The 13,590-nt window shown below is 43.0% G+C and carries 12 protein-coding genes and 1 tRNA gene; 7 read left to right on the forward strand and 6 right to left on the reverse strand.

Going from position 1 to position 13,590, the window contains the following annotated elements:
* The first annotated feature begins 1 nt into the window (after position 1).
* The 5 genes from ACO6S0_RS06960 (at position 2) to ACO6S0_RS06980 (ending at position 7,402) form a co-directional block, all read left to right on the forward strand.
* Positions 2-1,777 carry a sodium:solute symporter family protein gene (locus tag ACO6S0_RS06960; protein ID WP_422351267.1) on the forward strand — a complete coding sequence of 592 codons (1,776 nt, stop codon included), beginning with the start codon at positions 2-4 and terminating at the stop codon, positions 1,775-1,777.
* A gap of 173 nt (positions 1,778-1,950) precedes the next feature.
* Entirely contained in the window at positions 1,951-3,858 is a 1,908-nt protein-coding gene (gene acs, locus ACO6S0_RS06965) for an acetate--CoA ligase (RefSeq protein ID WP_422351268.1), read from the forward strand.
* 66 nt (positions 3,859-3,924) lie between these two features.
* Positions 3,925-5,514, forward strand: coding sequence for a LamG-like jellyroll fold domain-containing protein (locus ACO6S0_RS06970; protein ID WP_422351269.1), 1,590 nt, complete (start codon positions 3,925-3,927; stop codon positions 5,512-5,514).
* Between the two features lie 92 nt (positions 5,515-5,606).
* Positions 5,607-5,993, forward strand: coding sequence for a DoxX family protein (locus ACO6S0_RS06975; protein ID WP_422351270.1), 387 nt, complete (start codon positions 5,607-5,609; stop codon positions 5,991-5,993).
* Between the two features lie 140 nt (positions 5,994-6,133).
* A complete protein-coding gene (locus ACO6S0_RS06980) occupies positions 6,134-7,402 on the forward strand; it encodes an NAD(P)/FAD-dependent oxidoreductase (RefSeq protein WP_422351271.1) in 1,269 nt (422 codons plus the stop codon).
* Between the two features lie 92 nt (positions 7,403-7,494).
* Here the strand turns inward: ACO6S0_RS06980 and ACO6S0_RS06985 are convergent.
* A tRNA-Met gene (locus ACO6S0_RS06985) sits at positions 7,495-7,568 on the reverse strand.
* A 138-nt stretch (positions 7,569-7,706) separates the two neighbouring features.
* Between ACO6S0_RS06985 and ACO6S0_RS06990 the strand changes: the two genes are divergently transcribed.
* Both ACO6S0_RS06990 and ACO6S0_RS06995 read left to right on the forward strand, forming a co-directional pair.
* Positions 7,707-8,090: an START-like domain-containing protein gene (locus ACO6S0_RS06990; RefSeq protein WP_422351272.1), complete on the forward strand. Its 384-nt coding sequence runs from the start codon at positions 7,707-7,709 to the stop codon at positions 8,088-8,090.
* A 55-nt stretch (positions 8,091-8,145) separates the two neighbouring features.
* Positions 8,146-8,991, forward strand: coding sequence for an aminotransferase class IV (locus ACO6S0_RS06995; RefSeq protein WP_422351273.1), 846 nt, complete (start codon positions 8,146-8,148; stop codon positions 8,989-8,991).
* A gap of 1 nt (position 8,992) precedes the next feature.
* Here ACO6S0_RS06995 and ACO6S0_RS07000 read toward each other — a convergent pair whose 3' ends face one another.
* The 5 genes from ACO6S0_RS07000 to ACO6S0_RS07020 all read right to left on the reverse strand — a co-directional run bounded on the left by ACO6S0_RS07000 (position 8,993) and on the right by ACO6S0_RS07020 (position 13,526).
* Positions 8,993-9,553 (reverse strand): YqgE/AlgH family protein, encoded by a 561-nt coding sequence (locus tag ACO6S0_RS07000; RefSeq protein ID WP_422351274.1) that lies wholly within the window; start codon positions 9,551-9,553, stop codon positions 8,993-8,995.
* Positions 9,554-9,678: 125 nt separating this feature from the next.
* Entirely contained in the window at positions 9,679-9,951 is a 273-nt protein-coding gene (locus ACO6S0_RS07005; protein ID WP_299381736.1) for an HU family DNA-binding protein, read from the reverse strand.
* Between the two features lie 176 nt (positions 9,952-10,127).
* On the reverse strand, positions 10,128-11,093 hold the full coding sequence (fmt, locus tag ACO6S0_RS07010; RefSeq protein WP_422351275.1) for a methionyl-tRNA formyltransferase: 966 nt from the start codon (positions 11,091-11,093) through the stop codon (positions 10,128-10,130).
* Positions 11,071-12,963 carry a RecQ family ATP-dependent DNA helicase gene (locus ACO6S0_RS07015; protein WP_422351276.1) on the reverse strand — a complete coding sequence of 631 codons (1,893 nt, stop codon included), beginning with the start codon at positions 12,961-12,963 and terminating at the stop codon, positions 11,071-11,073. The genes fmt and ACO6S0_RS07015 overlap by 23 nt, the downstream gene beginning before the upstream one ends.
* Positions 12,963-13,526, reverse strand: a complete 564-nt coding sequence (locus ACO6S0_RS07020; RefSeq protein ID WP_422351277.1) for an AAA family ATPase — start codon at positions 13,524-13,526, stop codon at positions 12,963-12,965. The genes ACO6S0_RS07015 and ACO6S0_RS07020 overlap by 1 nt, the downstream gene beginning before the upstream one ends.
* Between the last annotated feature and the right edge of the window lie 64 nt (positions 13,527-13,590).

Consider the following 13,590-nt stretch of genomic DNA (forward strand, 5'->3'; position numbering starts at 1 on the left):
TATGGGAATTCAGACTTGGACGTTTATCATCGTTGGACTCACTTTTGCACTTTATATCGGAATAGCCATTTGGTCACGGGCCGGTTCCACCAAGGAATTTTATGTGGCCGGAGGAGGTGTATCACCATTGGCCAATGGATTGGCCACGGCTGCAGATTGGATGTCCGCAGCATCCTTTTTGGGAATGGCAGGACTTATTGCTTTTTCAGGCTATGATGGTTCGGTGTATCTGATGGGTTGGACTGGCGGTTATGTTTTGTTGGCTCTTTTGTTGGCCCCTTATCTGAGAAAATTCGGCAAGTTTACCGTTCCAGATTTCATTGGAGATCGTTATTACAGCAACGTAGCAAGAACAGTAGCGGTCATAGCGGCTCTATTTGTATCCTTTACCTATGTGGCCGGACAAATGCGCGGGGTAGGTGTTGTATTTTCAAGATTTTTGGATGTTGAGGTGAATACAGGGGTCTATATTGGAATGACCGTTGTGTTGTTTTATGCCTTTTTAGGTGGGATGAAGGGGATTACCTATACCCAGGTGGCGCAATATTGTGTACTCATATTCGCCTTTATGGTTCCTGCTGTTTTTATTTCGATAATGGCTACGGGAAATCCAATTCCACAATTGGGATTGGGTTCTGCAGGGGAGGACGGGGTATATTTATTGGATAAATTGGATGGTTTAATGACCGATTTGGGTTTTACCGCCTATACGGACGGTACTAAATCCATGACGGATGTCTTTTTTATCACCGCGGCGTTGATGTTGGGAACTGCTGGACTACCGCACGTGATAATCCGATTTTTCACGGTTCCCAAGGTGAAGGACGCTAGAAAGTCGGCAGGATATGCCTTGTTATTCATTGCCATTTTATATACCACGGCACCAGCTATTGCAGTTTTTGCTAGAACCAATTTAATGGAAACAGTAGAGGATACACCTTATACGGAAATTCCGTCTTGGTTTACCAAATGGGAGGATACGGGACTGATTGCGTGGACCGATAAAAATGAAGACGGCAAGATTCAATATCTACCTGGAACGGCCATAGATGGCAAAAAACCACTATTTGTGGACGAAAGAGGCAATTCGGGTCAGCGTTTAATTTCCAATGCAAGCACATCACCCAACGAACTCTATGTAGATCGGGACATCACCGTACTGGCCAACCCTGAAATTGCGGGGCTTCCCAACTGGATCATTGCCCTTGTGGCTGCAGGAGGGTTGGCAGCTGCATTATCCACAGCTGCTGGATTGTTATTGGTAATATCCACTTCCATTTCCCATGATTTGATCAAAAAACAATTTGCAAAGGACATATCAGACAAAAAAGAGTTGCTCATCGCCCGACTTTCTGCCGTGTTGGCGGTTATTGTGGCAGGCTATTTCGGAATTAACCCACCCGGTTTTGTAGCTTCGGTGGTGGCGCTGGCCTTTGGGCTGGCGGCTTCTTCGTTTTTCCCAGCCATTGTCATGGGGATTTTTAGCAAAAGAATGAACCGTGAAGGAGCCATTGCAGGAATGGTGGCAGGATTGGGAATCACCACCTACTATATTGCTCGATTTAAATTGGGCTGGATTGGAAATCCGGAGACCAGCGGTGCGGATAATTGGTGGTTTGGGATTTCTCCCGAAGGATTCGGAACCATGGGTATGTTGGTCAATTTTGCCGTTGCCTTGTTGATTTCCAGATTTACAGCGGCACCGCCGGAAAATGTGCAGCAAATAGTGGAAGATATCAGAATACCAAGTGGAGCCGGAGAAGCTCTAGATCACTAGACTGGACAAAAGACTATTGAAATATTCAATCTATGAAATATGGTCAAAGTCGTTCGTCGAAGCTGAATGGTAACTGGAAGCGGTGTCCAACACCTACGTCGATTAATGCCAAATCTGAATTAAAAAGGTAGGTTTTTTACTAATTTTAAAGTTCACAAATTTTCAACTAACGCATGAGCAATTACCACATCAAACACCTAGAGGAGTATTTTCAGGTGTATCGAAAATCAGTCAGAAATCCTGAGGAATTTTGGGAAGAAGTAGCAGAGGAGCATTTTGTCTGGAGGAGGAAATGGGACTCCGTTTTGGATTGGGATTTCTCCAAGCCTGAGATTAAATGGTTTGATGGTGCGCAGCTCAATATCACAGAAAATTGTATTGACCGACACTTGCATATTAGGGGCAATAAAACAGCTATACTTTTTGAACCCAACGACCCTAAGGAGCCAGTAGAGCATATTACCTATAGGCAATTGCATGAACGCGTTTGCAAGTTTGCGAATGTGTTAAAGGACAATGGGGTTCAAAAAGGAGATCGTGTGGTCATCTATCTCCCCATGATTCCGGAATTGGCCATTTCCGTTCTGGCCTGTGCTCGAATTGGCGCTATTCACTCAGTAGTTTTTGCCGGTTTTTCCTCTACAGCTCTAGCTACGCGAATCAACGATTGCGAAGCCAAAATGGTTTTGACTTCTGATGGTTCTTATCGTGGTGCAAAGACCATTGATTTGAAAGGAATTGTGGATGAGGCTTTGGGGCAATGTCCAGGAGTAGAATCTGTATTGGTGGCCAAAAGAACTGGAGCCAAAATCCATATGAAAAAAGGTAGGGACCAGTGGCTGCAACCGTTGCTGGATAAAGCCTATTCGGATTACCCAGCGGAGATTATGGATGCTGAAGACCCCTTGTTCATTCTGTATACCTCGGGTTCTACGGGGAGACCTAAAGGAATGATGCACACCACCGCAGGTTATATGGTGTACACCGCATTTACTTTTAAGAATGTGTTCCAATACCGCGAGGAGGATGTGTACTGGTGTACCGCAGATGTTGGATGGATTACGGGGCATTCCTATATCGTTTATGGACCACTGGCCAATGGAGCAACCACGGTGATGTTCGAAGGGGTTCCTTCCTATCCGGATTTTGGTCGATTTTGGGAAATTGTACAAAAGCATAAAGTAACCCAATTCTATACGGCACCTACGGCAATTAGGGCTTTGGCCAAGGAGAATTTGGAATTTGTGGACAAATACGACCTATCAAGCCTTAAAGTACTGGGCACCGTTGGGGAGCCCATCAACGAAGAAGCTTGGCACTGGTACAATGATCATGTGGGGGAGAAAAAATGTCCCATCGTAGATACCTGGTGGCAGACCGAAACCGGGGGGATTCTGATTTCTCCTATTCCATTTTCCACACCGACCAAGCCCACTTACGCCACCTTGCCCATGCCTGGGGTGCAACCTGCACTAATGGATGAGAACGGAAAAGAAATTAAAGGAAACCAGGTAGACGGTCGACTTTGCATTAAGTTCCCGTGGCCATCCATTGCTCGAACCATCTGGGGTGATCACCAACGTTATAAGGACACCTATTTTTCCGCCTTCGAGGGTAAATATTTTACTGGAGATGGCGCTTTGCGCGATGAGGTTGGCTACTACCGGATTACAGGTAGGGTGGATGATGTGATCATTGTTTCGGGACATAATTTGGGTACAGCACCTATTGAAGATGCCATCAACGAACACCCAGCAGTGGCAGAGTCCGCTATTGTAGGCTTCCCACATGATATTAAAGGGAATGCGCTCTATGGGTATGTCATCCTAAAGGAAACAGGTGAATCTCGTGATCGTGATAACCTGAAAAAAGAAATCAACCAAATGATCACAGAACACATTGGGCCCATAGCCAAGCTGGATAAAATTCAGTTTGTACCAGGTTTGCCCAAAACCCGAAGTGGTAAGATCATGCGTAGGATATTGCGTAAAATTGCTTCAAAGGACACTAGTAATCTTGGCGATATTTCCACCTTATTGAACCCAGAAGTGGTTGAAAAAATCATAGAGGAAGCTTTGTAACCGATGTTGTTTTCCCACTTGTTGTTTCTTGAAAGTACTAAAGGAATCCTTTCTAAAGGCAAAATTTTGAGGACATTGGCACTTGCCGTTGTTTTTGTCCACAATGTTGGCCATATCCAAGCTCAAGAACCTATTTTTCAACTTGACTTTGACTCCCATGGATTTGAGGAGACCAGAATTTCCAAGGAAGATGCCGTTTATATGGTTGATCTATTGGAATCTGAGTTTGCTCAAGGAGTTTCAGGAAGAGCACTGGACCTTTCTGCCAATTCCGTTCTTAGAAGACCTGTTAAGTTGGAAAAAGAGACCTTTCCATATGCCCAGAAAAAATCATTTTCGGTCCAAGTTTGGGTAAAAACCCTACCCAATGCCATCATGGGTACCCCAATAATGGGAAATAAAAAGGCCAATGACCCAGATTCCAAGGGATGGCAGCTCTATACCCGGGAGAACGGCACATGGGCACTGACGTTGCACGATGGTAAAAATCGATTCGAATATAGGCCAACTGCCAAAAGGCAGCGAATCAATGATGGGGAATGGCATCAAATTACCTTTACGGTCAATCAGGACAAGGAAGAAGTTTGGATGTATCTGAATGGAAAAAATGTAGCCATCTACAACACTCCAGGTATTGGTGATTTTCAAACAGACCTGGCCACCGTTGTTGGGGGATCCGATGAAAAATGGGAATATGGATCCAATGCACAATGGAATTCCTTCAATGGTTTTGTGGATGAAGTAAAGATTTGGGACAGGGTGGTAAGTGCAGAAGAAATTCAGAAGCAGTATGTCAGATTTTATCCAAGCTCTGAGAAGGACATGAATCGGATTCAACCCCAACATCTCAAAGTTTTGGCCTGGAATATCTGGCATGGAGGCCACAGGTATGGTGAGGCTGTTGGTGTACAGCGGGTAATAGAAACCATAAAAGCAACGGATGCCGATATCATTGGTTTGATTGAGACCTATGGGTCGGGTGAAATAATAGCGGATGCCTTGGGATATCATTTTTATTTGATCAGTTCCAACCTGTCCATTATGAGCAGGTATCCAATAACCGAAACGATAACGGCATTTAAACCCTTTAACTTTGGTGGGGCAAAACTAAGTTTGGGAAAGGGCAAGGACCTCATATTTTTTGATACATGGCTGCATTACCTTCCAGACTATGGCCAAGGGGTGATCGAAGGAAAGAAATCGGCCAAGCAGTTGATTGAAGAGGAAGGGAAAACACGTCATGCAGAGGTGCAGGCTATACTTAAGGAAATAGCTCCTTATCTGAAAGAGTCCGAGGAAACGCCCATAATTATGTCTGGGGATTTTAACGTAGGCTCCCACCTGGATTGGATTGAGGAAACCAAGGAAATCCATCACAATAAAAAAATCAAATGGCCTGTAAGTTTGGAAATGGCCAATGTCGGATTTAAGGACAGCTATCGGGAACTACATATTGACCCATTGCTTGATCCTGGTTTTACATGGACTCCCAGAGCGGCAACTTCATCGAACAAATACGGATTGCGCGATAGAATCGACTATATCTTTTACCAAGGCAAAGATCTTAGTGCAATTGAATCCAAGGTAGTGGATTACCACCCCATCATGTTTCCTTCCGATCATGCTGGGGTATTGACCGTTTTCCGAATGGACTAAAATCTACAAGAGCAACTTAAATTTCAAAAGTTAACATATGGGTGTAAGGCAAGGCTATGGGATACAGACCAAGTATCACAAACCATCGCATCATGAAAAATATAATTTCCTGGATATTACGTTTAGCCGCAGCCCTAATTTTATTGCAAACCCTATTCTTTAAATTTACCGGTGCTCCCGAAAGCATCTATATTTTTGAGCAAGTGGGTATGGAGCCCTGGGGTCGGTATGGCAGTGGGGTAGTGGAGCTGATTGCCAGTGGCCTACTGCTTTGGCCAAGAACCGTAGGTTTGGGCGCCCTGATGGGGATTGGGGTGATTTCGGGCGCTATTTTCTTCCATTTGACCAGTTTGGGAATAGAAGTCCAGGGAGATGGTGGGATACTCTTCTATTTGGCGGTCATTGTTTTTCTGTGCTGTGCTATCCTGTTGAAAATGTACTGGGAGCAGTTAAAACGGATGCTTCCCTCGTTTCGGTAAATAGGTAGTTTTGAAAAAAAATATTGACCATCCTAAAACCTTAAAACGAGGTTAAATCCTTCATTTTCTTAAGCCAGCTTAATTAAAAATTCACCGCTGGGAAGTAATTTTGTTTTAGGTTTTATTAAAACAAGATTAGATTGACACATAAACATACGATTGTCATTGTTGGCGGGGGTTTTGCCGGTTTGGAATTCATCAAAAGCATGCAGGATTCGCCCGAGTTTAATATCATTTTGGTAGACGCAAACAATTACAATTTCTTTCCGCCCTTGATTTACCAGGTATCCACTGGATTTATGGAACCATCCGCCATAAGCTACCCTTTTAGAAAGATTTTGAGGCGAAGAAAAAACACACGATTTAGACTTGGGGAACTGAAAGAGGTGGTACCAGCGGAGAACAAGATTATCTTGGACAATGGGGAACTTTTTTACGACACCCTGATTATGGCTACGGGTACAGAAACCAATTTTTTCGGGAACAAAAACATTGAAAAGTACAGCCTTCCAATGAAGACGATAAGTGATGCCCTTTCGCTCCGAAATGTGATCTTCACGCGCTTGGATAAGGCCACCAGACTTACGGATGGTGCTGCACGCAAAAAGTTGCTCACTTTTGTGATTGCAGGGGCTGGTCCCACGGGAGTGGAACTTTCTGGGATTTTTGCTGAGATGCGGGATCACATATTGCAAAAGGACTATCCTGAATTGGACAAAAAAGATTTGGGAGATATCTATTTGCTGGACGGACAAGATGCGGTTTTGGCAGCCATGTCCGCCAAATCCCAGAGATATACCTACAAGAAATTAAAGGAACTGGGGGTGAAAATTATGCTCAATACCTTGGTTACCGATTTTGTGGAAGAAACTGTCCATTTGTCCAATGGAAATACCATTGATGCCAAAAATCTGATATGGGCAGCGGGCGTCTCAGCCCGAACCTTTAAAGGTTTTCAGGAATCCAGTTTTGGAAGGGGCAAAAGATTGAAGACCAATAGGCAGAATTTGGTGGAGGGTTTCGACAATATTTATGCCTTAGGTGACTGTGCTTTGATCTTGGGAGACAAAGAATATCCTGATGGGCATCCGCAGTTGGCGCAACCTGCGCTGCAGCAGGCTAAAAATTTGGCCACCAACCTTTTGGCCAAAAATGGCGAGTGGAAACCGTTTGCATATAAAAACAAAGGCTCTTTGGCCATCATTGGAAGAAATAAGGCTGTTTTGGACCCTCCAAAAGAACGCTTCTTTGTAAAGGGTTTTTTGGCCTGGCTCATCTGGATTTTTGTTCACATTATGGGCTTGGTAAACTTCAAGAACAAGGTACGCACCCTATATAACTGGATTGGTTATTATCTGTATAAGGACCAGTATTTTAGAATGATTATTAAACCTAGGGAGCGGGGATAGGGGCAATTACAAAGACATTTAAACTGTCAAAACGATATCCGTAATACCAAAGCACAAAAAAACCCCATTTCGTTAAAAATGGGGTTTAAAAGTAGCGAGAGGGGGACTTGAACCCCCGACCTCAGGGTTATGAATCCTGCGCTCTAACCACCTGAGCTACCTCGCCTTTTTGCGGTTTTGCGGGTGCAAATATAAAGTTTAATTTTCGCCGAATCAAAATTCATTTTAATTTATTATTTGATATTTATTTTTATATCTTCCCAGATTATACACTAATCTTGAAAAGGAAAAATAGAACACTAGAATGAGTGATAAGGTCAAATTTGAAATTGAGTTTGTAATACAGGCTTCACCGCAGTTGCTTTACCAATATATATCCACCCCTTCCGGGCTATCAGAATGGTATGCCGACAATGTTAATTCGCGGAGCGAATTGTTCACTTTTATATGGGATGGCGCTGAAGAAAATGCCAAAATGCTCAAAAGAAAAAGTGATGAGTTTGTGAAATTTGCCTGGGAAGAAAATGATGATGACAGCTATTTTGAAATGCGCATCATTGTAGATGAAATTACCAAAGATGTTTCTCTGTTCATTACAGATTTTGCAGAAGAAGATGAAGTGGACGAGGCCAGAATGCTATGGGAAAACCAAGTTTCGGATTTGAAACAAGTACTCGGTTCCAAGTAGAAGTATTCCTTGCTAAAACGTATCTTTGGTCCCGATTTTAATCGGGACTTTTTTTATGGTCAATTTCAACGGTGCTTTACTGTCCAAGGATTCTAATATTCTAACACATTCCAATCGCGGTCTTAAGTTTGGGGATGCCCTTTTTGAAACCGTCCGTTGTGTAAGCGGAACCATCTTTTTTTGGGAGGACCATTACTTCAGACTAATGTCTTCCATGCGAATACTTCGTATGGAAATTCCCATGGAGTTTACCTTGGAGTTTCTTGAGGGGGAGATTAAACGTACGGTGGAAAAAAATGGTTTGGAAGATAGCCCTGCCAGGGTGCGACTCACCGTTTTTAGAAATGACGGCGGATTGTACAGCCCTGAAACCCATGAAGTGTCCTATTTGATTGAAGTGTCACCCATGGAGTCTCCATTCTATTTGATTAACCATGGGCTCTATGAAGTTGAATTGTTCAAGGATTATTATGTGAACAAGGATATGCTTTCCAACCTAAAGACCACCAATAAAATATTGAATGTGGTGGCCAGCGTTTTTGCCCAGGAAAATGGATATGACAATTGTCTTCTGATCAATAGCGACAAACAGGTGGTTGAAGCCATCAATGGAAACCTATTTTTGGTAGTAGGTGACGCGATCAAAACTCCACCTTTGGCCGATGGCTGCCTGGATGGCATTATCCGAAAGAAACTCAATGAAATCATCACTGCAACGGAAGGAATGGAATTGATAGAGGATTCCATATCTCCCTTTGAACTTCAAAAAGCGGATGAATTGTTCCTGACCAATAGCATCCAAGGAATTGTATCCATAGGTAAGTACCGCAAAAAGGAATACGGAAATACTACCGCAAAATCGCTTTTGGGAAAATTAAATGCCAAGGCCAGGTTGGGATAATCTAATTTAAAGAGGGGTTTTCGGGAGAATTGGACCAGAGCAGATAATCACCGCCCAATTCCACCATCTTTTCCTTCCAAAAGGCATTGGAGGATTTCTCCAGGATGCTGCTTTCATATTCGTTTTGGACCACCACCCATGATTTGGAATCCAACTCATGATCCAATTGATGGGAACCCCAACCGGAATAACCCAGAAAGAACCGAATGTCTTGCTCCCCTATAGTTTCATTGTTGATGAGCTCTACGGTCTTTTCAAAGTTTCCTCCCCAGAAAATACCATCGGAGATTTCAATACTATCATCAATCAAATGGGGCACCTTGTGTATAAAATAGAGGTTGTCCTGTTCCACAGGTCCGCCATTGAATACCTTAAAGGGGATGGTGATTTCGGAAATAAGGTCACAGATACTGTAATCCAAGGGTTTGTTCAAGATAAAACCCACAGAACCTTCTTGATTGTGTTCCGCCAAAAGTACCACAGATCGGTTAAAGGAGACATCTCCTGTAAGAGCTGGTTCAGCAACCAGCAACCTTCCTTTTATGGGCTTTAGGCTTACCATTTTACTAGGTTCTCATAACTAAATGTAACATAATATCCGTTAAATACAAAAACCTTGGATAGGGACTTAAAACAAAAAAGCACTTCCGTGGGGAAGTGCTTCGTTATATTGTATAACCTATCTAATTAGTTTACAGAGCTGCTCAATTCTGCTCCAGCTTTGAACTTTACAACGTTCTTTGCTGCAATTTGGATAGTTTGTCCAGTTTGTGGATTTCTACCTTCTCTTGCATTTCTCTTGGATACAGACCAAGAACCGAAACCTACCAAAGAAACTCTGTTTCCTTTTTTAAGTGATCCCTCTACGTTCCCCAAGAAAGATTCCAATGCTTTTTTGGCTGCTGCCTTAGTGATGCCAGCATCGGCTGCCATAGCATCGATTAATTCTGTTTTGTTCATAATGGAATTAAATTAATTGTTGTTAAAATAATTTTAATGCTGAACAAATTTATATGGATTTGCCTCAAACGCAAGTAAAACCAAGGGAAAGTGGGCTTTTTGTTGATAACTTGAAACGTTTGTTGATAAAGTCGAATTAAAATTGGGACTTTTGTGAGCCTAGTGTTAATAAGGGTTTAGCGAAGGTGGGCATTTTCATCCAGATTTAGACCATTGAGCACTTCATCGATTTTCATCCGTCGTTTTCCAGGAAGTTGAACTTCCAAAAGATGAAGATAACCTCCTGATGCTGCCACTTTTAACGTTCTTTTTTCCAAAATCAACTTTCCGGTTGGATGGTCGTGGTTTACGACCTCCATATGGGTCTTGAAGATTTTGATGGGGTCTTCCTTGCCATGGTTCATCAAATAGCACCAAGCAGCGGGGTACGGACTAAGTCCTCGAATATGATTGTGAATATCCTGTAAGGAATGGTCCCAGTTGATTTGACAGGTATTCCGATGGATTTTATGTGCGGACTTGATATCCTTGGCATCTTTTTGGGGAATGCTGGTGACCGTTCCATCTTCAATTTGTTTACAGGTTTCCACAACCAAACCTGCGCCTAAATCCATTAATCGGTCGTGTAAAACCCCAGCATTATCTTCAGGATAAATCGGTGCTGTTTTTTGAAGGATGATACTTCCCGTGTCAATTTTATCATCAATAAAGAAGGTGGTCACCCCAGTTTCTGTTTCCCCATTGATGATGGCCCAATTGATGGGAGCTGCTCCACGATATTGGGGCAGGAGCGAAGCATGAAGGTTAAAGGTTCCATGTTCGGGCATGCGCCAAACAACTTCAGGCAACATTCGAAATGCAACCACAACCTGCAGGTTGGCTCGAAGCTCCTTGAGTTCTTGCAAGAACGTTTCACTTTTCAGGTTGGTCGGCTGTAGCACCTTAATATGGTGTGCTTTCGCAAATTGTTTCACAGTTGACTCCTGGATTTTCCTTCCCCTTCCTGCTGGCCTGTCCGGAGCGGTAATTGCTCCAACCACGTTAAAACCGGCATCCAATAAAGCTTTTAGGCTACCCACGGCAAAGTCAGGGGTGCCCATAAACACAATTCGCAATGAATTATTTTTCAATTTCGTACTCATTTCTTGCATTCAATCCAATCCGTTCGTCTTCCAGAAGCTCTTGTAAGGCTTTCAAAATCAGTTTTTCTTCAATGCCCAATACCTGTTCCAGTTGTCTGGATGTTTGTGGTGCGGTCATAAGGGTTTTAAGAATAGTTTTCTTTAATCCTTCGGATGGAACCGAATCTTTTTGGGTACAAATATCGCAAGTAGCACACTTTTCGCTAGTCTTTTCCCCAAAATAATTTAGGATGAAAACACTACGGCAAACCCTTGTATTTTGGATATAGTCCAGCATGGCGGCCATATTTTTCTGTTTAACTGCATTGAAATCCTTTATTTTTTTAGCGAAGGGGTTGATTGTTCTGTCATCTTCCCTGGGCACCAAAAACTGGATTTCCAAATCGCTGTTGGAGGTCTGGTATTCAGCAACACCATCGGCCTGTAGTTGCTTCAATACCTTTTTGATGGTTTTTTCACCTTCCCCTACTTTTTTTGAGAGCAAGTGAAGGTTTATCTTGGTTTCATGTTCTGTAATTCCCCCGTAGGTACGCAATACGGTTTGAATAATATGGGCAACCTTTGGATTGTCCTGTAGATATTGGAAAATCCCATTTCGGGAGGCCACAAATTTCAAAGTGGTCTTTTCCGTAAAATTCTCTGATAGGGAAATCACGGAATTTTGATCCAAAATACGCAGTGCATGATAAGCCATATTGGGTGGGAATGCATAACGCTTACAAAAGGTGTTGAATTTGAAGCTCAACGAATCCAACACCGATTCCCCATAGGAAATCTGAAAAAAATTGTTGAGTTGAACATAAAGTTGTTTTACAAAACCCACATCGGGCAAGGAGGACAAAAATTGTTGCTTTGCACGGTCAGCGTCCTCTTTAGAAGTCACTAGCAAAGCAAATGATGGTTTCCCATCCCGTCCAGCTCGTCCTGCTTCTTGAAAGTAGCTTTCCAAACTATCGGGGATTTGATAATGTATCACCCATCTCACGTCGGGTTTGTCCACGCCCATTCCAAAAGCATTGGTGGCCACGATACAGCTCACATTTCCGTTGAGCCATTGCTGCAATTTCCTTTCCTTGTCAACTTTGGAGATACCTCCATGAAAAAAGGTGGTTTCAACCCCATTTTTATTCAGGAATTCGGATAAGGAAACGGTCATTTTCCGCGAACGCACATACACAATGGAGCTTCCGCTAAATTGGGTCAGAATCTTTTTGAGTTGATAGTTCTTGTCTTCCGTATGCTTTACCCTAAAGCTGATATTGGAGCGGGAGAAAGAATCCTTGAATACCGTGGGCTTTTCCAATTGTAGATTCTCCAAGATATCCTGTACCACCTTTGGGGTTGCCGTTGCGGTCAAAGCAATGGTTGGTGCCTCCGGAGCCAATTCTTTCAATAGGGAACAGTCCAAATAGGCAGGCCTAAAATCGTTGCCCCATTGTGATATACAATGGGCTTCATCTATAGCGACAAGGTTCACGTTCATTTCCCGAATCCGCTCTTGAACCGTGGATTGCTGCAATCGCTCAGGGGAGAGATAAAGGAACTTGTAATTGCCATAAACACAATTGTCCAAAAGATCATTGAGTTCGGAAAAAGGGATTCCGCCTGTTAGCGCAATGGCTTTTATGCCTTTTTGCTTGAGTTGCCGGACTTGATCTTGGATTAGGGCCACCAAGGGCGATACCACTATGCAAATACCTTCCATGACCAATGCCGGTATTTGATAGCAAATGGACTTGCCACCTCCTGTAGGCATCAAGGCCAATACATCTTTTTTGGCCAGAATGCTCTCAATGATTTGGCTTTGGGAACCCCTAAAATCTTTGTGCCCCCAATATTCCCTTAAAACGGATTTCGCATCTTTTTGCACTAAGTGGATTTCAAGTTATCCAAGATAAAATCAACACGGGCATCAACGGGATCCTTTGGAACCAGAATGGGGTCATATCCAAATCTTGTATAGGTATCCATCAAGGCATCGTGGATTTTTTCAGCCTCCTCATAGGTTTCCAATCGCTCATTGTCCGAAACGTAAATTTCCTTCCATGGCGGAACTATAAAAATGGCATCGTAGAGGTGATTTTCGCAAGCATCTGTAAACTCTTTGTCATAGGACTGGTCAAAAAAGTCCATATAGGCCAGTACATCTGGAATCCCACGATCAAAAAAACTAATGGGGACTTTCAGGTCCAAAGAGTCAATATAGTGCTTGGTTCTTCCATAAAGTAAATCTTTGTTGAACTGCAGCGCATCGTCCACAAAAACCAAGGGGTTGGACACAAAGGAATCGGGTTCGCCTTCCATTTTGGCGCTGGAGGTCATGTCCCTGATGATTTCATGAAAACAGTGATGGCCTTGGTCTTCCAGGCCATTGATGATGGACGTTTTTCCAGTGCCGGGTGCTCCAGTAATAACAACTTTATGGTTCTTCAATCAGATAATTTTATCAACACAAAGTAATGAAATCGGACTAAGGAAAAAAAATTGCATACGAAGC

This window comes from Flagellimonas sp. (assembly GCF_965233845.1).
Taxonomy (GTDB): Bacteria; Bacteroidota; Bacteroidia; order Flavobacteriales; family Flavobacteriaceae; genus Flagellimonas.

Excerpts from the sequence above, each read along its gene's own strand:
- ACO6S0_RS06960 (WP_422351267.1), top strand. The coding sequence starts at position 2 with ATGGGAATTCAGACTTGGACGTTTATCATCGTTGGACTCACTTTTGCA.
- acs (WP_422351268.1), top strand. The coding sequence starts at position 1,951 with ATGAGCAATTACCACATCAAACACCTAGAGGAGTATTTTCAGGTGTAT.
- ACO6S0_RS06975 (WP_422351270.1), top strand. The coding sequence starts at position 5,607 with ATGAAAAATATAATTTCCTGGATATTACGTTTAGCCGCAGCCCTAATT.
- ACO6S0_RS06990 (WP_422351272.1), top strand. The coding sequence starts at position 7,707 with ATGAGTGATAAGGTCAAATTTGAAATTGAGTTTGTAATACAGGCTTCA.
- ACO6S0_RS06995 (WP_422351273.1), top strand. The coding sequence starts at position 8,146 with ATGGTCAATTTCAACGGTGCTTTACTGTCCAAGGATTCTAATATTCTA.
- ACO6S0_RS07000 (WP_422351274.1), bottom strand. The coding sequence starts at position 9,553 with ATGGTAAGCCTAAAGCCCATAAAAGGAAGGTTGCTGGTTGCTGAACCA.
- ACO6S0_RS07005 (WP_299381736.1), bottom strand. The coding sequence starts at position 9,951 with ATGAACAAAACAGAATTAATCGATGCTATGGCAGCCGATGCTGGCATC.
- fmt (WP_422351275.1), bottom strand. The coding sequence starts at position 11,093 with ATGAGTACGAAATTGAAAAATAATTCATTGCGAATTGTGTTTATGGGC.